This is a genomic window from Thiomonas sp. DCM-2 (genome assembly GCF_056820905.1).
This window is the reverse complement of sequence record NZ_JBXEJI010000002.1, coordinates 1-22,003: the sequence shown is the minus strand read 5'-3', so window position 1 is coordinate 22,003 and position 22,003 is coordinate 1. Positions and strand designations below refer to the sequence as shown.

The 22,003-nt window shown below is 62.1% G+C and carries 32 protein-coding genes; 18 read left to right on the top strand and 14 right to left on the bottom strand.

All coding sequences use genetic code 11. The features are described from left to right. Positions 1-717 precede the first annotated feature (717 nt). The 10 genes from AC1ZQA_RS16170 to AC1ZQA_RS16125 form a co-directional block, all read right to left on the bottom strand. Complete coding sequence (locus tag AC1ZQA_RS16170) at positions 718-939, bottom strand: hypothetical protein (RefSeq protein WP_482679397.1); 222 nt, start codon at positions 937-939, stop codon at positions 718-720. A 4-nt stretch (positions 940-943) separates the two neighbouring features. Beyond that, complete coding sequence (locus AC1ZQA_RS16165; RefSeq protein WP_482679396.1) at positions 944-1,993, bottom strand: KfrB domain-containing protein; 1,050 nt, start codon at positions 1,991-1,993, stop codon at positions 944-946. Between the two features lie 27 nt (positions 1,994-2,020). Beyond that, a complete protein-coding gene (locus tag AC1ZQA_RS16160; RefSeq protein ID WP_482679395.1) occupies positions 2,021-2,560 on the bottom strand; it encodes a DUF192 domain-containing protein in 540 nt (179 codons plus the stop codon). A 7-nt stretch (positions 2,561-2,567) separates the two neighbouring features. Next, on the bottom strand, positions 2,568-3,065 hold the full coding sequence (locus tag AC1ZQA_RS16155; protein WP_482679394.1) for a thermonuclease family protein: 498 nt from the start codon (positions 3,063-3,065) through the stop codon (positions 2,568-2,570). Continuing rightward, positions 3,062-3,700, bottom strand: a complete 639-nt coding sequence (locus AC1ZQA_RS16150) for a DNA-binding protein (protein WP_482679393.1) — start codon at positions 3,698-3,700, stop codon at positions 3,062-3,064. The genes AC1ZQA_RS16155 and AC1ZQA_RS16150 overlap by 4 nt, the downstream gene beginning before the upstream one ends. A gap of 222 nt (positions 3,701-3,922) precedes the next feature. Then, positions 3,923-4,243, bottom strand: coding sequence for a type II toxin-antitoxin system RelE/ParE family toxin (locus AC1ZQA_RS16145; protein WP_482679392.1), 321 nt, complete (start codon positions 4,241-4,243; stop codon positions 3,923-3,925). Then, positions 4,240-4,521 (bottom strand): type II toxin-antitoxin system ParD family antitoxin, encoded by a 282-nt coding sequence (locus AC1ZQA_RS16140; protein ID WP_482679391.1) that lies wholly within the window; start codon positions 4,519-4,521, stop codon positions 4,240-4,242. The genes AC1ZQA_RS16145 and AC1ZQA_RS16140 overlap by 4 nt, the downstream gene beginning before the upstream one ends. 445 nt (positions 4,522-4,966) lie before the next feature. Further along, entirely contained in the window at positions 4,967-5,857 is an 891-nt protein-coding gene (locus AC1ZQA_RS16135; protein ID WP_482679407.1) for a replication protein RepA, read from the bottom strand. A 265-nt stretch (positions 5,858-6,122) separates the two neighbouring features. Beyond that, positions 6,123-6,704, bottom strand: coding sequence for a recombinase family protein (locus AC1ZQA_RS16130; RefSeq protein ID WP_482679406.1), 582 nt, complete (start codon positions 6,702-6,704; stop codon positions 6,123-6,125). A gap of 160 nt (positions 6,705-6,864) precedes the next feature. Next, entirely contained in the window at positions 6,865-7,431 is a 567-nt protein-coding gene (locus AC1ZQA_RS16125; protein WP_003159185.1) for a recombinase family protein, read from the bottom strand. Positions 7,432-7,612: 181 nt separating this feature from the next. Here AC1ZQA_RS16125 and AC1ZQA_RS16120 point away from each other — a divergent pair, with 181 nt between their 5' ends. Genes AC1ZQA_RS16120 through AC1ZQA_RS16110 form a run of 3 tightly spaced genes read left to right on the top strand, consistent with a single transcriptional unit; the run spans position 7,613 to position 8,804 of the window. Beyond that, a complete protein-coding gene (locus AC1ZQA_RS16120; protein WP_003108276.1) occupies positions 7,613-7,864 on the top strand; it encodes an AbrB/MazE/SpoVT family DNA-binding domain-containing protein in 252 nt (83 codons plus the stop codon). Beyond that, positions 7,861-8,256, top strand: coding sequence for a type II toxin-antitoxin system VapC family toxin (locus AC1ZQA_RS16115; RefSeq protein ID WP_003159186.1), 396 nt, complete (start codon positions 7,861-7,863; stop codon positions 8,254-8,256). Before AC1ZQA_RS16120 ends, AC1ZQA_RS16115 begins: the two co-directional genes overlap by 4 nt. A gap of 11 nt (positions 8,257-8,267) precedes the next feature. Continuing rightward, on the top strand, positions 8,268-8,804 hold the full coding sequence (locus AC1ZQA_RS16110; RefSeq protein WP_003159187.1) for a hypothetical protein: 537 nt from the start codon (positions 8,268-8,270) through the stop codon (positions 8,802-8,804). Positions 8,805-9,028: 224 nt separating this feature from the next. Here the strand turns inward: AC1ZQA_RS16110 and AC1ZQA_RS16105 are convergent, their stop codons facing one another. The 4 genes from AC1ZQA_RS16105 to AC1ZQA_RS16090 all read right to left on the bottom strand — a co-directional run bounded on the left by AC1ZQA_RS16105 (position 9,029) and on the right by AC1ZQA_RS16090 (position 10,487). Beyond that, on the bottom strand, positions 9,029-9,226 hold the full coding sequence (locus AC1ZQA_RS16105; protein ID WP_482679390.1) for a hypothetical protein: 198 nt from the start codon (positions 9,224-9,226) through the stop codon (positions 9,029-9,031). A 282-nt stretch (positions 9,227-9,508) separates the two neighbouring features. Beyond that, positions 9,509-9,739, bottom strand: coding sequence for a hypothetical protein (locus AC1ZQA_RS16100; protein WP_482679389.1), 231 nt, complete (start codon positions 9,737-9,739; stop codon positions 9,509-9,511). A 10-nt stretch (positions 9,740-9,749) separates the two neighbouring features. Beyond that, positions 9,750-10,121, bottom strand: a complete 372-nt coding sequence (locus AC1ZQA_RS16095) for a hypothetical protein (RefSeq protein ID WP_482679388.1) — start codon at positions 10,119-10,121, stop codon at positions 9,750-9,752. Between the two features lie 42 nt (positions 10,122-10,163). Continuing rightward, a complete protein-coding gene (locus tag AC1ZQA_RS16090) occupies positions 10,164-10,487 on the bottom strand; it encodes an H-NS histone family protein (protein WP_482679387.1) in 324 nt (107 codons plus the stop codon). 75 nt (positions 10,488-10,562) lie between these two features. On the opposite strand from AC1ZQA_RS16090, the gene AC1ZQA_RS16085 reads away from it, so the two are divergent. From AC1ZQA_RS16085 to AC1ZQA_RS16015, 15 genes are all read left to right on the top strand, one after another. Next, positions 10,563-10,874 carry a TrbM/KikA/MpfK family conjugal transfer protein gene (locus tag AC1ZQA_RS16085; RefSeq protein WP_482679386.1) on the top strand — a complete coding sequence of 104 codons (312 nt, stop codon included), beginning with the start codon at positions 10,563-10,565 and terminating at the stop codon, positions 10,872-10,874. A 12-nt stretch (positions 10,875-10,886) separates the two neighbouring features. Then, a complete protein-coding gene (locus AC1ZQA_RS16080; protein ID WP_482679385.1) occupies positions 10,887-11,708 on the top strand; it encodes a lytic transglycosylase domain-containing protein in 822 nt (273 codons plus the stop codon). Positions 11,709-11,851: 143 nt separating this feature from the next. Continuing rightward, complete coding sequence (locus AC1ZQA_RS16075; protein WP_482679384.1) at positions 11,852-12,157, top strand: KorA family transcriptional regulator; 306 nt, start codon at positions 11,852-11,854, stop codon at positions 12,155-12,157. Continuing rightward, complete coding sequence (locus tag AC1ZQA_RS16070; RefSeq protein WP_482679383.1) at positions 12,138-12,428, top strand: TrbC/VirB2 family protein; 291 nt, start codon at positions 12,138-12,140, stop codon at positions 12,426-12,428. Before AC1ZQA_RS16075 ends, AC1ZQA_RS16070 begins: the two co-directional genes overlap by 20 nt. 15 nt (positions 12,429-12,443) lie before the next feature. Continuing rightward, positions 12,444-12,761, top strand: coding sequence for a VirB3 family type IV secretion system protein (locus tag AC1ZQA_RS16065; protein ID WP_482679382.1), 318 nt, complete (start codon positions 12,444-12,446; stop codon positions 12,759-12,761). Next, entirely contained in the window at positions 12,761-15,202 is a 2,442-nt protein-coding gene (locus AC1ZQA_RS16060) for a VirB4 family type IV secretion/conjugal transfer ATPase (protein ID WP_482679381.1), read from the top strand. The genes AC1ZQA_RS16065 and AC1ZQA_RS16060 overlap by 1 nt, the downstream gene beginning before the upstream one ends. Beyond that, positions 15,199-15,915, top strand: coding sequence for a P-type DNA transfer protein VirB5 (virB5, locus tag AC1ZQA_RS16055; protein WP_482679380.1), 717 nt, complete (start codon positions 15,199-15,201; stop codon positions 15,913-15,915). The genes AC1ZQA_RS16060 and virB5 overlap by 4 nt, the downstream gene beginning before the upstream one ends. Before the next feature lie 2 nt (positions 15,916-15,917). Next, the gene (locus AC1ZQA_RS16050) at positions 15,918-16,157 is read left to right on the top strand and encodes an EexN family lipoprotein (protein ID WP_482679379.1); all 240 of its coding nucleotides are present in this window, start codon (positions 15,918-15,920) and stop codon (positions 16,155-16,157) included. An 11-nt stretch (positions 16,158-16,168) separates the two neighbouring features. Further along, on the top strand, positions 16,169-17,179 hold the full coding sequence (locus AC1ZQA_RS16045) for a TrbL/VirB6 family protein (protein ID WP_482679378.1): 1,011 nt from the start codon (positions 16,169-16,171) through the stop codon (positions 17,177-17,179). 160 nt (positions 17,180-17,339) lie between these two features. Further along, positions 17,340-17,483, top strand: a complete 144-nt coding sequence (locus AC1ZQA_RS16040; RefSeq protein ID WP_482679377.1) for a TrwH protein — start codon at positions 17,340-17,342, stop codon at positions 17,481-17,483. After that, positions 17,483-18,205: a VirB8 family type IV secretion system protein gene (locus AC1ZQA_RS16035; RefSeq protein WP_482679376.1), complete on the top strand. Its 723-nt coding sequence runs from the start codon at positions 17,483-17,485 to the stop codon at positions 18,203-18,205. Before AC1ZQA_RS16040 ends, AC1ZQA_RS16035 begins: the two co-directional genes overlap by 1 nt. A gap of 11 nt (positions 18,206-18,216) precedes the next feature. Beyond that, on the top strand, positions 18,217-19,101 hold the full coding sequence (gene virB9, locus AC1ZQA_RS16030; RefSeq protein WP_482679375.1) for a P-type conjugative transfer protein VirB9: 885 nt from the start codon (positions 18,217-18,219) through the stop codon (positions 19,099-19,101). A 2-nt stretch (positions 19,102-19,103) separates the two neighbouring features. Continuing rightward, the gene (gene virB10 / locus AC1ZQA_RS16025; RefSeq protein ID WP_482679374.1) at positions 19,104-20,264 is read left to right on the top strand and encodes a type IV secretion system protein VirB10; all 1,161 of its coding nucleotides are present in this window, start codon (positions 19,104-19,106) and stop codon (positions 20,262-20,264) included. Next, the gene (locus AC1ZQA_RS16020) at positions 20,245-21,318 is read left to right on the top strand and encodes an ATPase, T2SS/T4P/T4SS family (RefSeq protein WP_482679373.1); all 1,074 of its coding nucleotides are present in this window, start codon (positions 20,245-20,247) and stop codon (positions 21,316-21,318) included. The genes virB10 and AC1ZQA_RS16020 overlap by 20 nt, the downstream gene beginning before the upstream one ends. After that, positions 21,315-21,707, top strand: coding sequence for a hypothetical protein (locus tag AC1ZQA_RS16015; protein ID WP_482679372.1), 393 nt, complete (start codon positions 21,315-21,317; stop codon positions 21,705-21,707). The genes AC1ZQA_RS16020 and AC1ZQA_RS16015 overlap by 4 nt, the downstream gene beginning before the upstream one ends. Positions 21,708-22,003 lie beyond the last annotated feature (296 nt).

Sequence of the window (22,003 nt, the reverse complement as noted above, 5' to 3'; positions counted from 1 at the left end):
CGCCGCTTTGATCCCCCGACGATCGGACAAATCTAGGACAGTAGTGGGACTGTCTTCGCCATCCGATGAGACAATTATAGGACATAGAGGGGCGTTTGTCTATAGTGGTCAATAGATTTATGCGAATTTATTGACCTTGCATGTTTTGCCCTTGCCGGGCCTGCTTGGAGGTCGAGGGAGGGAGCGGGCCTTTCGTCGGCCGAAGGCCGGCGTTCTGCATTGAATGCGACGGCCGCAGGCCGTCACGATCATTCGACCTGGAGCATGGAAAGGGCTGCGCTGGTGGGTCTGCTCGTCGGTGTCGGTCGGTCGCGGTAAGCCCGTCCTGACGCGCGGGCCGGCGCGATCAAGGGAGAAACCGGAGGCCGCACGCGGAGCGCAGCCGAAGGCGAGCACCGAACGGGTGAGGATTTCAGCGCAGCGGCCCTTGATCGAACAAGCCGGAACGTGTGGCAGGTTCGAGGGCTGTAGCGGCCGATCGGCGCCGATGAGCTGCCGGCGCTCGATGCGGAGGGGAGGGCAAGCCCGAAGGGCGCGCAGGGCCGTGTAGACGGCCCGGAGGGGCAAGCGGAGCGCGCAGGCCGGTCTAGCCGGCCGGAGGCGTGAGAGGCCCGCTAGGGCCGTGGATTGAAGCCCGTAGGGGCGAGACGCGCAGCGGCTCGATGCGGAGCACGAAAGCCCGACCCGCAGCGCAGCGGAGGGGCACGCCCAAGGTTGCTAGGCCACGCGCTGATACGGTGGATTTCGACGGCTGCGCTCTTTGCTCAAAACCTCGATTCTGGCGACGGCCGCGGCCTCGTCCTGAACCACGTCGATCATGCCGCCATGCCGGCGCGAACCCTTGCCGCCCCAGGCCCGCACGACGGTCCACGAACCGAACAAATCGCAGAAGATCTCGGCCTCGTACCAGCGCGTGTTTGTCTCCCATCGTGCGGTCATGGCGCTACCTTTCCCGACCGCCGTAATCCTTCTGCAGGGCCTTCTCCTGCTGGCCCATTTCCCGCGCCTGGCCGGCTTCCTTCACCAGCCCCACGCGACCATGCGGATAGTCGATCTTCACCTCTCGCCCGGCCAGCTCGCCCGACATACCTCTGCCGGTCAACGCCTGCCGGTCGTGCTCGATCACGCGATCGCCGACGTTCTGGAACACGCGATTTTCAGTCACGTCCACGACGCGACCCTCGTAGGAACGGCCCGGCTCGGCGCGTTCGATCTTCGGCTTGCCGTGAACATCCTCGCTATGCGCGAGCTGCTCGGCCACGTCGCGCGCTTGCGCTTGGCGACCTGCGGGAATCTTCATTCCCATCTGCATCACTGGATCGCCCGCGCCCGGATTTGCGAGCTGCCGGGCCTCGATCGACAGCTCGGCGTTCTGCACGGCCCGATTCCACTCCGGCGCACTGACGCCAAGGGGGTTGTCGCGCGCGTTAGCGCGCGCCTCCCCGCCGCGCTCTGCGCGGCCTTCGGCGTTCTCGCGCCCGTTGCGGTCGAGGGCTTCGGCTACCTCGGCCTGACGCTCCCGCAGGTTCGCCCACTCCTTGTTGCCGGCCTGATCCGGCTCGCCGCGCTGTAGCGCGTGCAAGTTCGTCTCACGTTCGGCCAGACCGTCGCGGTAGGCTTCGAGCAAGGCGCGTTCGTGGCGAATTTCAGCGGGCAGGGCGAGGCCATCAATGCCGGCCTGCACGGCATTGCCGTAGGCCGCCTCGCGCGTGGCCTCGTAGGACCGTTCGCTATTGAAGGCCCGGCGAAGCTGGTCATGCTCGAACGGATTGTCGCGGCTCCGATCGGCGACGGCCATCTGTCGCGCAAGGCCCATCGCCGCGAGCTGGTCATGGTCGAGCAAGCGATCGTTGCCGCGCGCTCGGAGCTGGCCGTCGAACGCGCCTTCCGCCGCTTGCGTGAAGCGGTGCCAATCTGCATCGGGAACACGGCCATGCACTTGGTGCGTGCGGGCCTCCACGGTCATATCCTCAATCTCTCGGGCTGTTGCCATGTTTGTTTCCTCCTGTCGTCGTCTGGATTAGCCCGCGCGGAAGCGCGGCTTTTGCAGGCCGGGATAGACAATCGGGCCATTGCACTGCTGCACGTCCATGCGCGAACCGACATGCACGCCAAGGCGCTCGAACGTGCCTTGCCCGACTTCGAGCGCGGCGATAGCCGGCGCGGCGGACCAATGAAAAACATTGGTGTCAGGCTCCATGTTTTGAATCTCTGTCACCGTGCCGTTGCGGTCGAGGAACGCGACCGACAGCGGGACGTGAACGCCATTCATCCATGAGGCGCGGCGCTGCGCTTGCAGCCAGGTGAACATCATTGCCGGCGTGCCCGGCGTCAGCTCGCCCGAAAGGCCGCGTGTCTGTTTCTCAACCGTGTCCGCGATCGGCACGCCGACAAGCTGCGCGTATCCGCCAATCACGCCCGCGTTGTCGAACACAAGATCGCAGCGCACCCAGTTCTGAACGGGGGTAGGGACCGCGATCGTATTGAGCGGGCCGGCTGCGGGCTGGTGGGCGCAACCGGCGACGGCAATCAATGACACTAACGCAAGCAATTTCCGCATGATCTGTTCACCTCGAATGACGATAATCCCAAGGCGGAACGGGGTTCGGGTCCGCCCATAATCCGCGCCGCTCTGCGCGGGCTTCCTGCTCCATTTGGAGCAACTTCGGATCGTGCGAGTAGTGGCGATAAACCCATGCCATTCCACGCCGAACCTGTTCCGCATTTACGTTGAAATTCCCCTCCCATATGGTGCCGATGGCCCGCCCGTATTGGTCGGTGCCTTCTTCATCAATTATCACATTTTGACGGAATACCATGCCAGCGAGCGACTGTCGCGAGGCTTGGCCGAAAGGCTGGCCGGGGTTCCGGGTGCCGTGCCGGATTTCCGGCGCGTCGATCGCGGCCAGGCGCACGCGGACGGTTTGCCGGTTAACCAGCACGTCTACCGTGTCGCCGTCCAGCACGGCGACGACTTCGCCGGCAAAGGTAGCGGCCGAACAAGCCGGCGCGGTCGCGGCCAGGATCGCGGCGGCGATGATGGCATGAAGGGCAGGGCGGATCATTGGCGGCCCCCTGCACGCGGCTTGAGGGTGGCTGTGAGGTCGGCGAGCTGGCCTTTCAGGGCGTCCACCTGTCCCTCAAGGTGGGCGGCGCGATCGAGCGCCGCGCGCTCGCTCTTGCGGGCTTCCATCGCCTCGCTGTCCTTGCGGTTCGCCTTCTCCATCGTCCGGTTGATTTCGTCCCCGCTCTTGCGCTTCACGTCGGCCAGCTCCGCAAGGGTGCGCTCATGTTCTTGGCGCAGCCGGGCCAGCTCGGCCACGTCCGATTTCATGCGGTCGTTTTCCTCGGTGAGGCTGTCGGCGACTTCAACGGCTTCGGCGGCCTGGGCGCGCAGCTCGGCGCGCTCGGCCTCCATCTGCTGGCGTTCGCCGGCAAGTGCCAGGTCGGCGGCGGCGCGGGCAAGGGTCCAGATTTCGGCGGCCATCGAGGCGGCGCGCTCGGCCAGCTCGGGCGGCGCTGGATCAGCGGCCGGCGCGGCGGCCTGCTGCCGGCGCGACTTCCATTCGGTCATCGCCTCCTGAATCGTCGTGTAGCTGCCGCCTCCGACTTTCTTCCGAACGGCGGCAAGGGTCGGCTTGATGCCCTCGGCGTCGAGGGCGTCGGCGACCTGCCAGATTGCATCGCGAGTGATAGCCATAGCTGCGCCTCAAATGTAGTAGGTAGTATGTTGTATGATACTACACGATACTACAAACGCAAGGGCTAGTAGGGCGGGGACTTGGATTCCGAGGGGTTGCGGTCTACAATGCTCGAACAGCTACTGCCCGTTCACTCCTGCATAGTCGGACGGAAAACAGAGGCCCGAAGTGTTGCCGCACTTCGGGCCTTTTTGTTTGCCGTGGAACAAGGGGAGGGATGGCTAGTCGTCGAGGTCGTCGAGGAACCGGGCTTCATAGTCCTGCCCGCCGTAGAACACGCCTACGATCGAGACGGTTTGAGCCGGCACGTCCACTAGGAACGCGATGACGGCGCGGCGGCGGTAGCTGGTGATCCGCAGGCCGGGCATGAGGTCGTCGCGGCGTGTACCGCGCTCGGGGAACGTCTGTAGGCTTTCGCAGTAAGTCACGATCGCATCGACGTAGCCGGCCGCCACGGCGGGCGAGGCGGCGTCGGCAATGAAGGCTTCCAGCTCGTCTAGCTGGTCCTGTGCCTCGGGGCTGAATTGAACCGTGTACGTCACGCTGCGCCGGAGCCTGCGCGCTTCCGCTTGTCGGCCAGGTGCTCGCGAACCTGCCCGATGCTGCGGGCGCGGCTCGGGTCCGCTTTCAGGGCTTGCGCGGCCGGCACGACCTTTTCGCGCAACCACTGCTCAACCGCCTTATCGCGCTCGGCCAGGGCGCGAAGGCCCTCCCGGATGACTTCGCTTTCCGTCGCATACTGGCCGGTGGCGACCTTCGTTTTCACCATGTCGGCCATGTCGTTCGGAAGCGTGATGCTGAACTGCTGTGTCGAGCGCATATGCTGCCCTCCTGTCGATCAATAGGATTCAATCCTACGCCTTGCAGGGGCGGGTATCAAGGCAATCGGGTTTTCGCTTTTGCCTTTCTTCTTTTCAAAAACAAATAAAAAATCTTGTTGGAAAAGCGAGCCTGTGGGCAAAGGCCCGATAGGGCCGGTGCGCGTAGCGCATTGTCCACATGATCGCGTCACGGCCAAAGAATTCGGTGGGTAAACCGCCTGCGGTTTATCCACAATTCTGCCGGCCAATTAGAAGAAGAATTTATATGGGATTCTTAAAAGCAGAACCTTACAGGTTTAGGGGGGGTCCGATCTAACGAGGTCCGGGGGTCCGATCTAACGACTAAACCGGGGGGCTTGGGGGGTCCGATTTAACGAGGTTGGGGGGTCCGATCTAACGTGGATAAGTCCTTGAATTAACAGGGTTATCCACAACCGCGGCAACTTAGCGACCATGCTTCAAGAGGCCGGTGTTCTCGGCCTTCGGCGGGATCGGCGGCGGGGATGACATGAGCATGATGCCGCCCGTCACCTGACGCACGCGGGCCTTTGGGTAGACGGCCAGCACCTTGCGGAGCGCGGGCAGGAATTTCTTTTTGAAATTCTTGTCGGCATCTTCGCCGTGATATTCCTGCCCGAATTGATCGCGCAGGTTTTTCCAATACAGAACAACCGGCCGCCCTTCGATTCGATAAAGTCGATGCGCGAGCCAGGCGTAAATATCGAGAGTCAACGATGATCCGCTTAATGCCAGCAAAGCGCGATTATCGAGCGGCACGCCGCTTTCGATCAGCTCTTTGAAATACCCCTCCGACAAAACCATGATGCCGGGCCAAAGGCTGCGCTGTTTCGAGTCCTGATTACTCATCCATGCGTCGAACTGTTCGACGGGCTGGCCGTTGAACGTGCGACCCTTGAAGCCGAGTTGCAGACGGCAGGCGGCCAGGGCGTGCATTTGGGTCCGCAGGGTCTTGTACCGCGCGCCCTGGGTATCCATGCCGACAAGCCGCAGGAATTGTGCGGCGCTGTCGCCGATCGGCACCTCGCGCGTGTTGTGGCGCTTCGCGTAGGTGGACACCCAAGCAAGCGCGAGCCGTGGCATCACGCCATAGGGAACGGGCTGCGGCACTGGCCCATGCCCTTCGTCCAGATAGCCCGCCTGCACGCTTAGCCACGCATCGCCGCTGCGGCGCATGAACTCGCGTTCGGCGAGCTGCGCGCGCGGCAATCCGACTTGGCAAAGGATCGCGTGCGAGAACGCCATGTCCTCGCCCGATGGCGGCTCGTTGGCGATCGTCACGGCGAAGTCGAGCAACTTCACCTCGGTTTTCTTCATCAGCACGCGCGGGCGCTTCGCCTCGGTGATCGGCTCGATCTTTCCGGCGACACGCGCCGTTTCCGCCTTCGGTTTCGCAGGCGGGTAGGTGACGGCCGTTGCGGGCGCGTGGATCGACTGTGCGCCCGGCGCTGGCTTCGGCTCGATCAGCGGCGGCAGGTCCGGGGGGCCGGGTTTCTTCACGCCCTTTGCGCCTACTAGGTCGAGCAACTTCTTGTCGAGAAGATCCCCGATCGCGACAGGGCCGTGACGGCGTGGCCCGCGATTAGGCGGCTGTGCCATGCTGCACCCCCGGAACGTGTTTGTAGATCGTTGTGCGGCTCACCTGATAGCGGGCGGCCACGTCGCTGACGGTCATCTTCGGATCGGCGAGCAGGATGCCGATTTCGCGGATTTCCTTCGCGCCGAGTTTGGGCTTGCGGCCCCCCTTGCGGCCTCGCGCGCGGGCGGCCTTCAATCCGCCTAGCGTGCGCTCGCGGATGAGCTGCCGCTCGAACTGCGCCAAGCTGGCGAAGATATGAAACACCAGCTCGCCGGCTGCGCTGTTCGTCTCGATCCGTTCGGCCAGACTCTCGAAGGCAACCCCTCGGGCCTTCAAGCCGGTCACGACTTTCACCAGGTCGGGCAGGGACCGGCCGAGACGGTCGAGCCGCTGCACGACAAGGGTGTCTCCCGGCCGCAGCGCCTTGAGCGCGTGTTCCAGCTCGGGCCGGCTCGATCTGCCGGCGCTGATCTTTTCCTCGTAGACCTGAGTGCAGCCGGCCGCGTGCAACACGTCGCGCTGCTGGTCGAGATTTTGATCGTCGGTGCTGACGCGGGCATAACCGATTTTGAGGCCGCCCGTCATGAGGTCCAACGTCTTGCTGTCGGTGTCGTCGCGCACTGCCCCTCCCGTCGAATCGCGAACACGTAATCTGAACACTGAAAAGTGTACGCATTTATGAACAGATTGGGAAGCCCTGCGGGGCACTAAACCTGTCATTTTCAGAAGACGACTGCACGGAATATCAGGAGTCGGCTGCACTGGTGGATTGCAGCGCGGTGTACAGGGCCGTCTTGCTCACCTTGAGCCGTGTAGCGGCCTCTCGGACATTAAGCCCGTTGGCGATGTGCTCCCGCGCTCGCTGCAACTTGTCGGCGGTGACAACCGGCTTTCGCCCGCCCTTCCTCCCACGAGCGGCGGCGGCAGTCAACCCGGCCTTGGTGCGCTCGCGGATCAAGTCGCGCTCGAACTGGCCCAGCGCGCCGAACACGTGGAAGATGAGCCGCCCGCCTGGCGTGGTGGTGTCGATGGCTTCCGTCAGAGAACGGAAGCCGACGCCTCGCGCTTCCAGCGCGCCTATCGTTTCGATTAGGTGCGGCATAGAGCGCCCGAGCCGATCCAGCCGCCAGACGGCCAGCACGTCGCCGTCGCGCAGGTAGGCCAGCGCATCAGCCAAGCCGGGGCGGTCGGCCTTGGCCCCGGAAGCCGTGTCCTCGAAAACGCGCTCGCAGCCTGCCTTGCGTAGCGCATCCGTCTGCAAGGCGGTGTCCTGTTCCGCCGTCGATACCCGCGCATAGCCGATCAGTGCCATTTGCCGCCTCTCTTGTCCGTCATTCCGTCCGCCTATCTTAATGTCCGACAACCCGTTGTGCAATAACTTTGCTGGACAGTGTCCGGCATGGCCGACTAATGATCGTTTGACGGACATTGACGGTAAGGCATTTTTGCATTACTATGTGAAGCATCAACCTTGATTGCGAGGGCAAACCACCATGACCACATTGACCGTTACCGCACGGGGACAAGTGACGTTTCGGAAGGACGTACTGCAACACCTCGGCATCAGGCCAGGCGACAAGATCGAGCTGGACTTGTTGCCAGACGGTCGGGGCGTGCTCAAGGCGGCACGGCCCGCAGGGACGATAGCCAGCTTTGTCGGCCTGCTCGCGGGCAAGACGCAGAAGGTTGCCACCATCGAAGAAATCAACGAGGCGGCGGCGCAAGGCTGGGCAGGTAAGCAATGAAGGTCGCAGTCGATACCAACGTCCTTGTGCGTGCGGTTGTGCGTGACGATCCCGCACAAGCGGACGTTGCCGCCGCAGTCTTGACCGACGCCGAGTTGATCGCGGTCGCGCTGCCGTGCCTATGCGAATTTGTTTGGGTGCTGCTGCGTGTCTACGGCTTCCAGCAAGCCGACGCGGCCAGCGCGATCCGGGCACTACTGGCCGCCGCGAATGTGGAAGTGAACCGGCCTGCCGTGGAGGCTGGCTTGCTGGTGCTCGACGCGGGCGGAGACTTTGCCGATGGCGTCATTGCCTACGAAGGCAACTGGCTTGGCGGGGAAACCTTCGTTTCCTTCGATAAGAAGGCGGTGGCACTTCTCACGGCGCAAGGGCAATCAACGCGCCTTTTGTGACGGACATGAGCATGAACGAATTCCGCCGACTGGCCGCGAAGATCGACCAACACATGCAGCAGCTTGCCGCCCAGGGTGTCAGCGAGGCCCATGCCATCATCAATCGCATGATGGGGTACGGGCCTGACCTGCACAGGATTTGGGTCGGCACATCCGATCAGCAGCTCATGGCGCTGTCCCGCGAGTTCCCAGGGTTCTACCGCTACGCCCGCATCATGGAAGAGGCATCCGAAGCCGAGCGCCGCAAGGCTTCGCGGCCCTATGACGGCATGGCCGAGTTCTCCGAACAGCACAAGCAAATGGGCGCGCAACTGCTGACCACGGCGGCCACGCTTGAGCGTGGCTACCAGGCGTTTCGTGCGAGCGGCAGTCTCCAAGACTTCCGGCCTCAGCTCGACGAGCTGGGCCGCCTGCATCGGCAATGGCTGTCCGACCTGGAAGCCTTCAAAGACTCGCTGCGCACGCAGGGCGCAGAACCCAAGGTGCTGGAATACGTGAACGAGGCTTTCGGCCGCCTGGCCGAGCGCATCAAGCAGCTTGCCGGTTGATCGCCGGAATTTTCGGCGGTTCCGGCTTTGTCGCGCCGTGCACAAGAGTTCTGAGCAATTCCGATCTCTCGCGGCGCTTCGTGCATAGAACTTCTGACCGTTCCCGGTCAGAAGTTCTATGCACACACGGCGGCCAGCCCAGTGAACTGGTGCAGTCGCCTTCTGAAAACGACAAAACCGGGGTTTCGTGATGGTGTTCACAAAACGACCGTTTTGCGGACGGTCTATACGCGGTTGAATGGGTCGAGGGTCGCCAGCTCGTCGGCGCTCGCGATCGGCGCGTCGGTCAACACGTCGATGGCCCATTGCAGATGACAGGCGGCCGTGCTCGCGCCGGCCTGGTCGAGGATCGTCAAGGCTTGCTGCATGAGGGTCAGCGCGGCGCGCGTGGCGGGCGATAGCTCGGGGCAGGGTAGGGGCATTCAATCGGTCTAGCGGCTCTGCTGGCCGGCCGCTTGGACAATCCGATCCATTCCGGTGCTTGTTCGTGCTGCGGCGGGCCGCAGAGGCGCTACAGAGGGCAGGGACGGCCAGAACGACCGAACGGCGTCAAGGACGCTTCGCGCCGCGTAGCGGTGCCCGTTGGGCCTCCCTGACCCCGCCCGGCCGTCCCGGCTGACCTGGGGGTGTCGGGACGAGGGGCGTCCCAACAAAAAAACGACCCCTCCGGGAGGGGTCGAACAAGGGGCTATGGTTGATTTGATCTACTTCTCGGCCGGTTCGTATCTGCCACCAACAGGCGGGGGAGCTACAAGCCTCGCGATGTTGTCGCCAGTCACGGCCGATTTGCTGTCCACTGCAATCAAACCGATAACTTCGCCGTCTTCGGTCAAGGCCCATGCCGCGACCGGATGCACGATCTTTTTCCCGCTTTCCGTGGGGTGGTCGTGGGTATAGTTCCAACCGCTGCAAGGGATGATCTGCTGGTAGCTCATGCGTGGCCTTCTAGTTCAAGATGATCGGTTCCGGCGCGAGACGCAGCAACAGCGTGTCGTAGAGCCAGGTCAACAGGAAAGCGCCGAAACCGACGCCGGCAATGGTCGCCATCATGGCGGCTTTATGGGGCGCGGTCAGGCCAAGCCACATGATAGGCAGGGCGATCAGCGCCGGGACCGCGACCAGCATCAGAACAAAGCGGATCGGCTTACGAATCCACAACATCAGCAGAAACGCGATGTAGCGGAGCATCCGCAGGAAGCCCACGCCCGTAGCGCGCAGCGCAGCGCGGGCGTGCTGCGTAGCGGCGGCCCTGCTCTCGCGGGCCTTTGCATCGTCGGGGCGGCTCGCGCCTCGGCGGAAGGGGATAACGGTTCCCATTTCCTTTGCCTCCTGCGGACTTTCGCTATGTCCGCAATTGTCTTAAGATTTCAAATCGTCAAGTTTGATACCTTTTTCAAGTGCCTGCCGCACCCACTCGGGTTTTCGGCCGCGCCCGCTCCACACGTTGAACTGGTTGTCGGGGTCACGGTATTTGACGCTGGTATCGGCAAGGCTGCCAAGGTCAATGCCGTGCTGCTCGGCCAGTTCGACTATCTGCTTCCTTGCCTCGCGCTTCTGGCGAGACTCACGTTTTCTTACCTCTGCTTCGACGTGGCCCCGCAGCTCTTGCAGCTCTTGGTCGCTCAACTTCGCGAAATCGTGAGTGGAGAGGGCGGTAGACGTGCTCTTGGTTGTGCTTGACATAGGTTATACCCTGCGAGATATTACGTCAAAATTGCATTTTTGACGTGTTTTGCAACTGACGAAGGAGGTGGTTTTATGAAGCTAGCTATAGCATCATTAAGCGCAATTGTCCTGGCCGCAACGCTCTCGGGTCAAGCACGCGCTGAGAACCAAGACGCTTGCGGGGCCGTGATGTGCCTGTACGGCGAAGCGACGGGCAGCGGCGGCGGCGGGGCCTGCAAGCCCTATCTTGCGAAGTATTTCTCGATCGTCGTTTTCCATCATGGCTTCTCTGGCTCGCGCACGGCGAGCGCGCGCCGCGACTTCCTCAATCAATGCTCATCCTCCGATCCAGCGGCCAAAAGCCTCGTTAGTTCGCGATATGGTTCCCAGCGGACAGGCCCTTGAGGGGTGTCCGCCATGCGTAATCTTCTATCCGTCATCGTGGCCGGCCTTTGCGTCGGCCCGATCTGCGCCCTTGCTGCTGGCTCGACCGGGACCAGCGCGCAAGCCTCTCCCACACCGATTGCCATAGCGCCGAACGCTGCGGCTGTCGTTAACCCTGATGCGCCCGTGCCCGCTGCGCCGACATTCGCCGCGCTCGCGGCGCAATGCGCGCCCTCGATCCACGTTCGCACGCTTTCGTCGTTGGTGCGCCAAGAATCGCGGCTCAACCCCTACGCCATCAACATAAATGGCGGGAAAAAGCTGGCCCGTCAGCCGGTCAACGCTGCGGAAGCCGTCGCGACAGCGCAAAGCCTTCTCGATCAGGGCTACAACATTGATGTTGGTCTAGGGCAGATTAACTCGAACAATTTCCGCGCTCTCGGCGTCTCGCTCTCCGACCTGTTCGAGCCGTGCCCGAACCTACAGGCGGCAGCTCGCGTGTTGCAGGACTGCTACGAGCGCGGAGTAACGGCCGTAGGTGAGGCCGGGCAGGGCGCGCTGCACGCGGCGCTGTCCTGCTACAACACCGGGTCGCTTAGCAACGGCATCCGAAATGGATACGTGCGTGCCGTCTTGGCACAAGCTAAGCTGCCGGTGCCGGAGCTTCTACCTGTCACCAGTGGGGGTGATTTGAATGCTCCGGTGCCGCTACGCGCTAACCGCGCCAATGGGGCATCACCAGTGCATGACGCGGCTACGTCAGAGACGGCCGAGAACGTACAAAGATCGGGGGAACCCGACGTGTTCTCGGCTTCCGCTGACGATGACGCCTTTTCGGCTAAACCCGAGAAGTGAGAGGGAGCAACATTAACATCAAAATTGATGATTTGATTGCTAACGCCCGGTCAAGTCGCTACCATGCAGGGGTTGGTGGTTCTGTTGGGGGGGTCTGCAAGTTAGGCCCGATTAACCAAGCTCGCAGAACGGGAACCGACTACATGAAGAAAGACCCTGCGCCAATTGCTGTCCCTCTTGCCGGAGTGGACGCGGCGTTTTCGGAAGGGAAGTTATCGAATCTAACGATTGTCAGGCTCTCGGATCGGGAATGGATTTTCAGCTTTCAAGCTGCCGATCCGACTACCGGGCAGATGATGCCTTACACACTCAAAACCCAACGTGGAAAGGTGCGCGTATGGTCTGATCCGAGAAAACTATTGCAGTGGCTACACGAACGCTACGGCGTGAAAAAAGGCTCTTTTATTCTTGTCTGCGAGGAATCTCCGAATGAAAAACCACGTAAGTAACAAGGCCGCCAATTTCATCATTGCGGCCATGCTGGCGATGATTGCGACCAGCCCCGCCCATGCGGCCGGCCTGTCCCAGGCGACGACGGTTCTCAACACGCTGAAAGAGAACCTGACGACGATCATCCCGGTTGCTGCGACCGTGGCGCTGATGCTCTGCGGCCTGCTGTACGCCATGCGGATGATGCACAAGGACACGTTCGTCCATTGGTTCATCGGCATCCTGATCGTGGGTTCGGCGGCTGAAATCACGTCGATGATCGTCAGCTAATCCGGGGCCGCTGGCATGGATGACGATGACATCAAGCCGTTCCCCCTGTTCAAGGGGGCCACCCGCGTTCCGACGTTCTTCGGCGTGCCGACTATGCCGCTTCTGGCGGCTGTCAGCGCGGTAGCCATCATCGCAATGTGGGTCAGCTTGTGGTGCTGGCTTCTCCTGATCCCGGTCGTCGTCATCATGCGTCTAATCACGCGGCACGACGATCGGGCTTTCTCGATCTGGTGGATTTGGTTCGAGACGAAGGCCAGGAACAAGAACAAGAAATTTTGGGGCGGTTCGACGTATTCGCCGACCGACTACCGGCGACGTAGGAGGCTCAAATAATGGGTAGCAGTGCAGCGTTGAAGGTGATGGAGGCGGAAGTCGGGATGGGCGAATTCGTCCCGTTTTCGCATCACGTCACGGAGCATATTATCTCCACGGAAAACGCGGACTACATGACGACTTGGAAGCTCTCGGGCCGGTCGCATGAGTGCGCCGACATTCAAGACGTTTTCCAGTGGACGCGCGACCTCAACAATTTTGTTCGCGGCGTCGGCTCCGCGAACATTTCCTTTTGGGCGCATATCCACCGTCGCCGCGTGGTCGAGTATCCCGAAAGCGAGTTCCAGAACGTGTTTTGCCGCGAGCTGGACGACAAATACCGCGAGTCCTTTTCCGACTATAACCTGATGGTCAATGACCTGTATTTCACGGTCGTTTTCCGCGAGGCGTCGGAGGACGTGCTGCGGTTTTTCGCCAAGCGCGAAAAGCTGTCTTACGACGAAAAGACGCTTCGCCAGCGCGACGCTATCAAGACGCTAGATGACATTAACCGGCAGCTCGCGACGGTCCTGAAAAAGCGGTACGGCGGCGAACTGCTCGGCATCTACGATCGCGAGGGCATGGCCTACTCGTCGGCGCTGGAATGGTATGGCTTCCTCGTCAACGGCGAGCATCAGTCGGTGCCTGTGTGCCGCGAGCGGATCAGCGAATATCTCCCGACGAACCGGCCGATCTTCGCCAATTGGGGCGAGGTTGGCGAGCAAAGGTTGATCGACAAGACCCGCAATTTCGGGATGCTCGAAATCAAGGATTTCGATGCCGATACCGAACCGGGCCAGCTTAATGTGCTGCTCGAAAGCGATTATGAGTTCGTCTTTACGCAATCGTTTTCGTGCCTGTCGCTGCACGCGGCCAAGGGCTTTCTACAGCGGCACAAGCAAAACCTGATCGACGCGGAGGACGTGGCGGTCACGCAGATTGCCGAGATTGACGACGCCCTGGACGCTCTTGTCTCGCGGCGTTTCATCATGGGTGAGCATCACGCTACGCTGCTGGTGTTCGCCGATTCGGCGGCCGAGCTGCGCGGCTATCTCGCCAAGGCCAAGGGTGCGCTGCTGGACTGCGGTGTAGTCCCGAACGCGCTGGACCTTGCCCTAGAGGCTGGCTATTGGGCGCAGCTCCCGGCGAACTGGCGTTGGCGGCCTCGGCCGATGGCGATTACCTCGCTCAACTTCCTGTCGTTCAGCCCCTTCCACAACTTCCTGAGCGGCAAGCCGAACGGCAACCCTTGGGGGCCTGCGGTGACGATCCTCAAGACGTTGAGCGGCACGCCGCTCTATCTGAATTTCCACGTCTCCGGTCTGGATGAGGACGCCTACGAAAAGCGCCTGCTCGGGCATACCTTCATCGGCGGCCAGTCGAGCGCCGGCAAGACAACGACGCTCGGTTTCCTGTTGGCGCAGGCGCAGAAATTCAGCCCGACGTGCGTTGTCTTTGACAAGGATCGCGGGATGCAAATCGCGATCGCGGCGATGGGCGGCAAGTATTTGCCGCTGCGGAACGGCGAACGCTCGGGGTTCAACCCGTTCCACCTAGAGCCGACCAAGGCCAATCTGCTGTTCCTCAAGGCGCTGGTGAAGCAGCTCGTCGGCAGCTCGGGCGACCCGATCACGCACAACGACGAACGGGAGATTGACCAGGCGCTCGATACGGTGATGACCCATATCGACCGCCCGTTGCGCCGCCTGGGGATGCTGCTGCAATCCCTGCCGAACCCGATCAGCGACGACTACGATGCGCGGCCTACGGTCCATGCCCGGCTGCAAAAGTGGTGTGAGGGCGGGGAATTCGGGTGGCTGTTCGATAACGCGACCGACGAACTCGATCTGACGACGCACCGGCTCTACGGCTTCGACGTGACGGATTTTCTCGATAATCCGGCCACGCGCACGCCGACGATTATGTACCTGCTCTATCGCACGGAAAGCATGATCGACGGCCGGCGCTTCATGTATATCTTCGAGGAATTTTGGAAGATCCTCGATGACCCGCAGTTCGAGGATTTCGTCAAGAACAAGCTCAAGACGATCCGAAAGCAAAACGGCATTTGCGTGTTCTCCACGCAGGAGCCGGGCGACGCTCTGGAAAGCGGCATCGCCAAAACCATCGTCCAGCAAATTGCAACGCTCATTCTGCTGGAAAACCCGCGTGCGGACGCTTCCGACTACATCGAAGGCTTCAAGCTCACGCGGCCCGAATTCGAGGCACTAAAGGCGATCCCCTCGGGCTCGCGGCGCTTCCTCGTCAAACAGGGCGAGCAAGCGGCCGTCGCGTCCCTGAACCTCGCCGGCTTCGATGACGCCCTGCTGGTTCTGTCGGGCACGCCCGACAACGCGGACATTGCCGAAGCGGTGATCGCGGATAGGGGCGATGACCCGGCCGTCTGGATTCCGGCCTTCCTGCAACAAGTCCGTTCTTCGATGGGAGTAAAGCAAGCATGAAAACCAAGCTCACTCGCGCCGCTTTCGCGGCTGTGGCGTTCGTCGGGGTCGCCGCCTCGTCGGGCGCTTTCGCGCAAATCCCGGTCACTGTCACGTCGGACGTTCCCGGCACGGCGTTCCACATCGAGGACATTGCCAAGTACGTCGAGCAAATCGAACAGATGAAGATGCAGGTTCAGCAGCTTCAACAGACGTATAGCTCGATGACGGGCACGCGCGGGATCGGCCAGCTTTTCCAGAACCCGCAGCTCGCCAACATGCTGCCGTCCGACTGGCAGAACGTCTACAACTCGGTGTCGAACGGCGGCTATTCCGGCATCTCCGGGAGCGTCCAGCAAATCATCCAGCAGGAGCAAAGCCGGATGGGCGGCACGGTCGCGAGCGGCCGGCAGGCTGTGACGGATCGGCAGGCCCAAGTGGCGGCCTATGACAAGGCGATGGGCCAGCAAGCCTACACGGCCTCTATCAAGCGTCTGGACAACATTCAGGGCCTCATGGGGCAGATCAACAGCTCCACGGACCCCAAGGCCATTGCGGACCTGCAAGCACGCATCCAGGGCGAGCAGGCGGCCATCCAGAACGAACAGACGAAGGTGCAGCTCATGGCGCAGCTACAGGCCAGCGAGGACCGTCTGACGGAGGCGCAGCGCGACACCATCGGACAGCGTGCGCTCAATTCAAGCAACACGGCGATTCCGTCGATCGGGAATTGATTATGAAAGGCCGTCTCGCGGTCCTTGCCCTGCTCGCCGTCGCCGCTCTCTCGGGCTGCGACGGCGAAAAGACGCATGACGTTGATTGGTACAAAACCCATGACGCGGAGCGCAAAGCGAAGATCGCTCAATGCGAAAACAATCCGGGCGAGTTGAAGCTGGCCCCTAACTGTGAAAACGCCAAGAAGGCTGCGGGTGAGCTGACGTTCAGCAATAAGAACACCAAGATTCCGCAGTTCTAACGGAGGCCCGTATGGACTTTAACCTGTTCCAACAGCTCTTTACCCGGATCGACACGGCAACCGCGACTTTTGCCAACGACGTATCCGGGCGCGCTATTACCGCAGCGACGCCCGTAGTCACGGCGGGCCTGACGCTGATGTTCATCTTCTATGGGTTGCTCGTGGCGCGGGGTGGAGTCGATGCCTCCATCAAGGACTTCGTGTTCAAGTGCTTCAAGATCGGCATCATCGTGTCGATCGCGACCTCGGGCGGCCTGTATCAGTCGAACATCGCCGATGCGATCCAGAAGACGCCCGACGAATTCGCCGTGGCGCTGCTCCCGACGCAGGCCGGCCAGACGCAGGGGAGCGCGGCGGCCGACCTCGTAGACAAGGCGGCCGGCGCGGGCTTCGCCAAGGCCAATGAGGCGTTCGAGAACTCCGGCGTGTTCACTAAGCAGGGCCTCGCCTATGTCGCCTTCGCGGTCCTGTGCGTGCTGGCTACGGCGCTCCTGACGGCAATCGGGGGAGCCTTCATTCTGCTGGCAAAGGTGGCCTTGGCGCTTCTCGCGGCGCTCGGGCCGATCTTCATCTTGGCGCTGCTGTTCAAGTCCACCACGCGGTTTTTCGAGGCGTGGTGCGCCCAGGTCGCAACCTACGGCCTGCTGGTCGTGATGGTGTCCAGCGTGTTCGGCCTGATGATGCAGATTTTCACCACCTACATGAGCAACGTCACCTTTGACGGCAATCTCAACTTCGCCGGCACGCTCGGCGGCTGCTTGATCCTTGCCGCTGCCTGCGTGCTGATCGTCATCCAGATTCCGACCATTGCCGGCGGCCTGGCTAACGGTGTCGGCGTCGGCCTGTGGCATGAGCTGCGCGTGGCCTCGGGCATTGGCTCGGGCACGGCCGGCGCGGTGCGCGGCGCTGCCAGCGGAGGCGTTGCGGCGGGCCGTGCCGGCGTTTCCGGCGCTCAAGCGGCCGGCCGTGCTGCGAGCCGCGCCTTGGGGCGGTTCCGTGGCTCCAACAGGGCCGCTGCTTAGCGGCTCCCTGCATCCTTCCCGCCTAAACCCTAGACCCTTTTTGCTTGGTGTTTTTTGAAGGCGGTATGCCCTTGCGGCTACCGCCTTTTTCAATCAAAATTGCAATATTGACGTGTAAGTAGTAGGATGCTTTTATCCGCCCGATTGGAGGATTAATCCCGTGAAAAAAGTAGCTGTGTTGCTCCTGTGTGCGCTGCTCGGCGCGTGCGCCGGAGTGCCGAAACCTCGGACCCCGGACGATTCGGCTAGGGTGCCCATCAACCGCACTGTCCCGCCAGAAGTGCAAAACGGAGTGGTCAACTGATGAACATCGCCGATAGATTTCGGCGCTCTAGTGGCGTCAAAACCGCAGAAATGACCGAGTATCTTACGGAGGTCAAAGGTCTAGAACGGAACTTCATTCGGGAGGTTCTTCGGTCGCGCAAGAATGCGTGGTTGGTCGCCGGGTTGGCGGCCTTTCTTGCGTTCGTGGCGCTCATGGTGCTGGCCGTCCACATGAAGGAATCGAGCCGGCCGGTTCCGCCATTCATCCTTCGCGTGGATAACGCGACGGGTGCCGTCGATGCCGTCTCGGTGATGAAAGAGCATCAGGATTCCTACGGCGAAGTGGTCGATCAGTATTGGCTCAACCAATACGTCCTGCACCGCGAAAGCTACGACTATCAGACCATCCAGACGGACTACGACGCGACGGGCCTCATGAGCACGTCGGACGTGGCGGCCGACTATCACAAGGTCTTTGAGGGCGATCAGGCCCGCGACAAGGTTCTTGCCGACAAGGCCCGCGTGCTCGTCAAGATGGAAAGCGCGCCGGTCATCAACACGACGAACAGCACGGCGGTTGCCCGCTTCACGACGGTCGTTCACTGGCGGAACAACCGCCCGGATGAAGTGCGCCATTGGATCGCGACGATTGCCTATGCCTACGTCGATGCGCCCATGAAGCCGCAAGATCGGCTCGTTAATCCGCTCGGGTTCCAAGTCACAAGCTATCGCGTGGACCCCGAACTTGGCGCAGCGCAGTAGGGGAGCGGACCATGAAAAAGCAAATCATCGGCGTTGCCCTGGCCGTGGCGCTGGCCGGTTCCGGCCTGAGTGCCCCGGCTCTCGCGGTCGAAAACCCGGTTGGGTCGCCGGCCGATTACCGGATCAAGCATGTCGCCTATAACGATCAAGACGTGGTGCGGCTTGACGCAGTAATCGGCATCGCGACCCACATCATTGTCGGGTCGGATGAGGAATACGTGACCCATGCTTTCGGTGATCCGCAGGGATGGGAATTCGCCCACAAGGAAAATCACTACTTCGTCAAGGCGAAGGCGCAGAACAGCGATACGAACCTCGTCATCGTCACCAACAAGCATAGCTATAACTTGGTGCTGCACTTCATCGGCAACTACGCCACGCGCGACAGCGCCGGCAAGGTGGTGAAGCACGAAATCGGCTCCCCTTGGACGCTCCGGGATGCCACCCTGCAGGTGGCCTTCTCCTACCCGCGTGAAGAAGCTGCGGCCGCTGCGGAGCAGCGCGCCAAGGATCGCGCGAACGCGCTTTTCAACGGGCGCGGCGGGGCGAACAACCTCAACTACACGATGAGCGCGACGGAGCGGGACAAGGAAATCGCGCCCATCAACGTGTGGGATGACGGCCGGTTCACCTATTTCAAGTTCCCGCCGAACGTGGACCTTCCCAACATCTACACCGTCAGCACTGACGGAAGCGAGGCGATCGTGAACCGCCACATGCTGGCCGAAAACGGCTCGCGCGTGATCGTCGCCGAAAAGGTCGCTCCGAAATTCCGCCTTCGCCTCGGTGACGATGTGGTCGGCGTCTACAACGAGAGTTTCGACCCTGCCGGCATCCAGAACGTCACCGGAACATCAACCCCTGCGGTTCACCGCGTCATCAAAGGAGGGGAATAACAATGGCGCGCAACGATGAAATCGACGTGGCCCAGGAACTGGAAAACAACCAGGTGGAGGGCGCACGCGGCGGGATCGGCGACGACGGCGGACGGCGGCGCACGCCGGGCGTTCGCATCTTCATGTACGTGATTATCGTCATCGCCTTGGTGATCGGCGGCTTGCTGACGTGGAAGGCATGGGAGCGGGCGGCGGCTGAAAAGGAAGCGGACAAGAAGCCGGCGAAGGTCGAAAACACCTTGCCGCCTCTGAAACCCTACGTCCCGACGCCCGACGTGGCCGCGACGCAGCCCGCGCCGGTCCCTGTCGTGCCTGCCGTGCAGCCGAACGCGACCGTGGCCGGCGCTGGCCCGAATCCGACCGTGAACAACGGCCCGCCGCAGCCAAGTCCGGAGGAAGTGCTACGCAACCGCCGTCTTGGCGGCGGCTTCACCGGGAACGGCGTGGATGCCGGCGACAACGGTTCGGCCGCAGCTCGCCAGCTCGCCGCGCTCGGCCAGGGCAACGGCGCGACCGGCGATAGCCCGCTCGAAAGCCAGCTTAAGCCGCTGGCCCTCAAGCCGTCGAAGGCCGGCATGTTGGGCGACCGCAATTTCCTCATCACGCGCGGCGCGATGATCGACTGCGGCCAGCAATCGAAGCTCGTCACCGATCAGGCCGGCATGGTGGTCTGCTACACCACGTCCGACACCTATTCGGCGAACGGCCATGTCGTGCTGATCGACGCCGGCTCCAAGATCGTCGGCAGCTATCAGACTGGCATCAAGCAAGGCCAAAACCGCGTGTTTGTCGCGTGGCAGCGGATCGAGACGCCGCAGGGCGTGATTGTCGATCTGGACAGCCCCGGCACGGATTCGCTCGGCGCGGCCGGCGAGCCGGGCTACGTCGATACGCATTTCTGGCAGCGGTTCGGCGGCGCGATCATGTTGAGCGTGCTCGGCGATGCCGGCGAGGCGGCGATTGCCTACGCCCAAAACTCGGGCGGCGGCGGGAACACCAATATCGGCCTCGGCAACACGCAGAACACGACGAATGAAATGGCAACGGAGGCGTTGCGGAACACCATCAATATTCCGCCGACTCTTTACAAAAACCAAGGCGACCGCGTGAGCATCTTCGTCGCCCGCGATCTGGATTTCAGCAGTGTCTACAGCATCCGCTAAACCGGCTCCGGCCAAGTCGGGCGACGACTACCGGGCGCAGACGATCCTACAGCTTATGCGCCCGCTGGCGCCGTATCTCGACAATCCAGCGGTCACGGAGCTGCGTGTGCGTCCCGGCCAGGTCGTCACCGACGCTTTCAAGGAAAAGGGCTACGAGGACGCTCCCGAACTCTCGTTGCCCTATCTCCGGTCGCTGGCAACGGCGATGATCGCCTATGCCGGCTTGTCCGTCCGCAGCGTCAATTACGTGACGCTGCCGGGCGGCGAGCGCGGCACGATCCTGATGCCGCCCGTCGTGCTGGAAGGCACGCTCACGATCGTCATTCGGAAACACTCGGCCGTCGTGAAGTCGGCTCACCAGCTCGATGAGGAAGGCGCGTTCGCGGAATGCCGCGACGTGTCGTTCAACCAGCCCACGGAAGCCGAAGCGAAGGCCGAAGCGGAGCGCACGGACTTTCGCCGGCTGGAACCCTTCGAGCTGGAATTGCTGGACCTGAAACGGCAGGGGCGCATCCGCGATTTCCTGCTGCGGTGCGTGGCGCTGAAACGCAACATCGTCGTGACGGGCAAGACCTCATCGGGCAAGACGACGCTAACGCGCTCACTTATCGAGGCGGTCCCGCGCGACGAACACATTGCCACGATCGAGGACGTTCACGAACTTTTCCTGCCGAACCACAAGGAGGTTACGCACCTGTTCTATGGCGACGGCGGCGGGCGCATTTCAGCGCTCGCCTGCCTTGCCGCGTGTATGCGTATCACGCCCGAACGCATCTTCCTCGCGGAGCTGCGCGGCGGCGAGGCGTGGGAATACACGAACGCCCTCAACACCGACCACGGCGGCGGCATCACGACGACGCACGCGAACGGCGCGGTTGAGGCTTTCGACCGTATCGCGACCCTCATCAAGAATTCGGACGTGGGCCGCACGCTCGAAATGGAGTCGATCAAGCATGTGCTCTACACCACGGTTGACGTGGTGCTCTACATGCGCGCGCGGAAAGTCTTGCAGGTCTTTTACGACCCGATTTTCAAGCGGAGCAAAATGTCATGAGCCGCACTACTCGAATCTTCGTCGGGCTGGCCGGGGCGATTGTCGTCCTGTTCTTCGTGGCGCGGATCGGCTTCGCGCTGCAACGAATCGACCCGGCTACGGTGGTCGCCGATGGTCCGATCTGCGCGGCGGCCGGCCTCGGCCCGGCCAGTCAACCCTGCACCTTCACGGCGGCGCTGGCTGGCCGCTTCAGCGGCGGCTGGACGATCACGCCGGCCGCGCCGGGCGCGCGCCAGGTCGAGGCCGCGCGCATCACCTACACCTATGAGCGGGCGGCGTGGCGCATGGCAGGCGGCGGCGTGCTCCTGCTGCCGGCGCTGGTCCTGCTCTTGGCGGCGTCCCCGATGCTGCTCCGGATCATCCCGCGTCGGTCGAGGGCAAACCGATGACGGCCGGCCCGGAGCGCGGGCCACCGTATTGCAAGTTTCCGTGCCATAGCCCCCTCGAACGTAGGTCAAAGCCTTAACCGCTGTTTGACACCCTCCCCCCTAGGGGGTAGGATGTTTGTCATGCAACATACATCCCATCCCGAAATCATCAAGCGGCTCAAGCAAGCCCAAGGGCAGCTAGGCTCGCTTCTTTCCATGTTTGCTGAGGGGCGCTCGTGCCTGGAACTGGCACAACAGCTCCAGGCAGTAGAGAGCGTTATTCACAACGCAAAACGGACGCTGATCCAAGAGCATAT

Coding starts and splice junctions, on each gene's coding strand:
- AC1ZQA_RS16075 (WP_482679384.1), top strand. CDS start 11,852: ATGAAGAAAGACCCTGCGCCAATTGCTGTCCCTCTTGCCGGAGTGGAC.
- virB10 (WP_482679374.1), top strand. CDS start 19,104: ATGGCGCGCAACGATGAAATCGACGTGGCCCAGGAACTGGAAAACAAC.
- AC1ZQA_RS16065 (WP_482679382.1), top strand. CDS start 12,444: ATGGATGACGATGACATCAAGCCGTTCCCCCTGTTCAAGGGGGCCACC.
- AC1ZQA_RS16170 (WP_482679397.1), bottom strand. CDS start 939: ATGACCGCACGATGGGAGACAAACACGCGCTGGTACGAGGCCGAGATC.
- virB9 (WP_482679375.1), top strand. CDS start 18,217: ATGAAAAAGCAAATCATCGGCGTTGCCCTGGCCGTGGCGCTGGCCGGT.
- AC1ZQA_RS16080 (WP_482679385.1), top strand. CDS start 10,887: ATGCGTAATCTTCTATCCGTCATCGTGGCCGGCCTTTGCGTCGGCCCG.
- AC1ZQA_RS16090 (WP_482679387.1), bottom strand. CDS start 10,487: ATGTCAAGCACAACCAAGAGCACGTCTACCGCCCTCTCCACTCACGAT.
- AC1ZQA_RS16070 (WP_482679383.1), top strand. CDS start 12,138: ATGAAAAACCACGTAAGTAACAAGGCCGCCAATTTCATCATTGCGGCC.
- AC1ZQA_RS16125 (WP_003159185.1), bottom strand. CDS start 7,431: ATGGCACTGATCGGCTATGCGCGGGTATCGACGGCGGAACAGGACACC.
- AC1ZQA_RS16150 (WP_482679393.1), bottom strand. CDS start 3,700: ATGGCTATCACTCGCGATGCAATCTGGCAGGTCGCCGACGCCCTCGAC.
- AC1ZQA_RS16035 (WP_482679376.1), top strand. CDS start 17,483: ATGAACATCGCCGATAGATTTCGGCGCTCTAGTGGCGTCAAAACCGCA.
- AC1ZQA_RS16140 (WP_482679391.1), bottom strand. CDS start 4,521: ATGCGCTCGACACAGCAGTTCAGCATCACGCTTCCGAACGACATGGCC.
- AC1ZQA_RS16050 (WP_482679379.1), top strand. CDS start 15,918: ATGAAAGGCCGTCTCGCGGTCCTTGCCCTGCTCGCCGTCGCCGCTCTC.
- AC1ZQA_RS16135 (WP_482679407.1), bottom strand. CDS start 5,857: ATGAAGAAAACCGAGGTGAAGTTGCTCGACTTCGCCGTGACGATCGCC.
- AC1ZQA_RS16115 (WP_003159186.1), top strand. CDS start 7,861: ATGAAGGTCGCAGTCGATACCAACGTCCTTGTGCGTGCGGTTGTGCGT.
- virB5 (WP_482679380.1), top strand. CDS start 15,199: ATGAAAACCAAGCTCACTCGCGCCGCTTTCGCGGCTGTGGCGTTCGTC.
- AC1ZQA_RS16155 (WP_482679394.1), bottom strand. CDS start 3,065: ATGATCCGCCCTGCCCTTCATGCCATCATCGCCGCCGCGATCCTGGCC.
- AC1ZQA_RS16085 (WP_482679386.1), top strand. CDS start 10,563: ATGAAGCTAGCTATAGCATCATTAAGCGCAATTGTCCTGGCCGCAACG.
- AC1ZQA_RS16045 (WP_482679378.1), top strand. CDS start 16,169: ATGGACTTTAACCTGTTCCAACAGCTCTTTACCCGGATCGACACGGCA.
- AC1ZQA_RS16100 (WP_482679389.1), bottom strand. CDS start 9,739: ATGAGCTACCAGCAGATCATCCCTTGCAGCGGTTGGAACTATACCCAC.
- AC1ZQA_RS16130 (WP_482679406.1), bottom strand. CDS start 6,704: ATGACGGGCGGCCTCAAAATCGGTTATGCCCGCGTCAGCACCGACGAT.
- AC1ZQA_RS16110 (WP_003159187.1), top strand. CDS start 8,268: ATGAACGAATTCCGCCGACTGGCCGCGAAGATCGACCAACACATGCAG.
- AC1ZQA_RS16060 (WP_482679381.1), top strand. CDS start 12,761: ATGGGTAGCAGTGCAGCGTTGAAGGTGATGGAGGCGGAAGTCGGGATG.
- AC1ZQA_RS16120 (WP_003108276.1), top strand. CDS start 7,613: ATGACCACATTGACCGTTACCGCACGGGGACAAGTGACGTTTCGGAAG.
- AC1ZQA_RS16105 (WP_482679390.1), bottom strand. CDS start 9,226: ATGCCCCTACCCTGCCCCGAGCTATCGCCCGCCACGCGCGCCGCGCTG.
- AC1ZQA_RS16160 (WP_482679395.1), bottom strand. CDS start 2,560: ATGCGGAAATTGCTTGCGTTAGTGTCATTGATTGCCGTCGCCGGTTGC.
- AC1ZQA_RS16165 (WP_482679396.1), bottom strand. CDS start 1,993: ATGGCAACAGCCCGAGAGATTGAGGATATGACCGTGGAGGCCCGCACG.
- AC1ZQA_RS16095 (WP_482679388.1), bottom strand. CDS start 10,121: ATGGGAACCGTTATCCCCTTCCGCCGAGGCGCGAGCCGCCCCGACGAT.
- AC1ZQA_RS16015 (WP_482679372.1), top strand. CDS start 21,315: ATGAGCCGCACTACTCGAATCTTCGTCGGGCTGGCCGGGGCGATTGTC.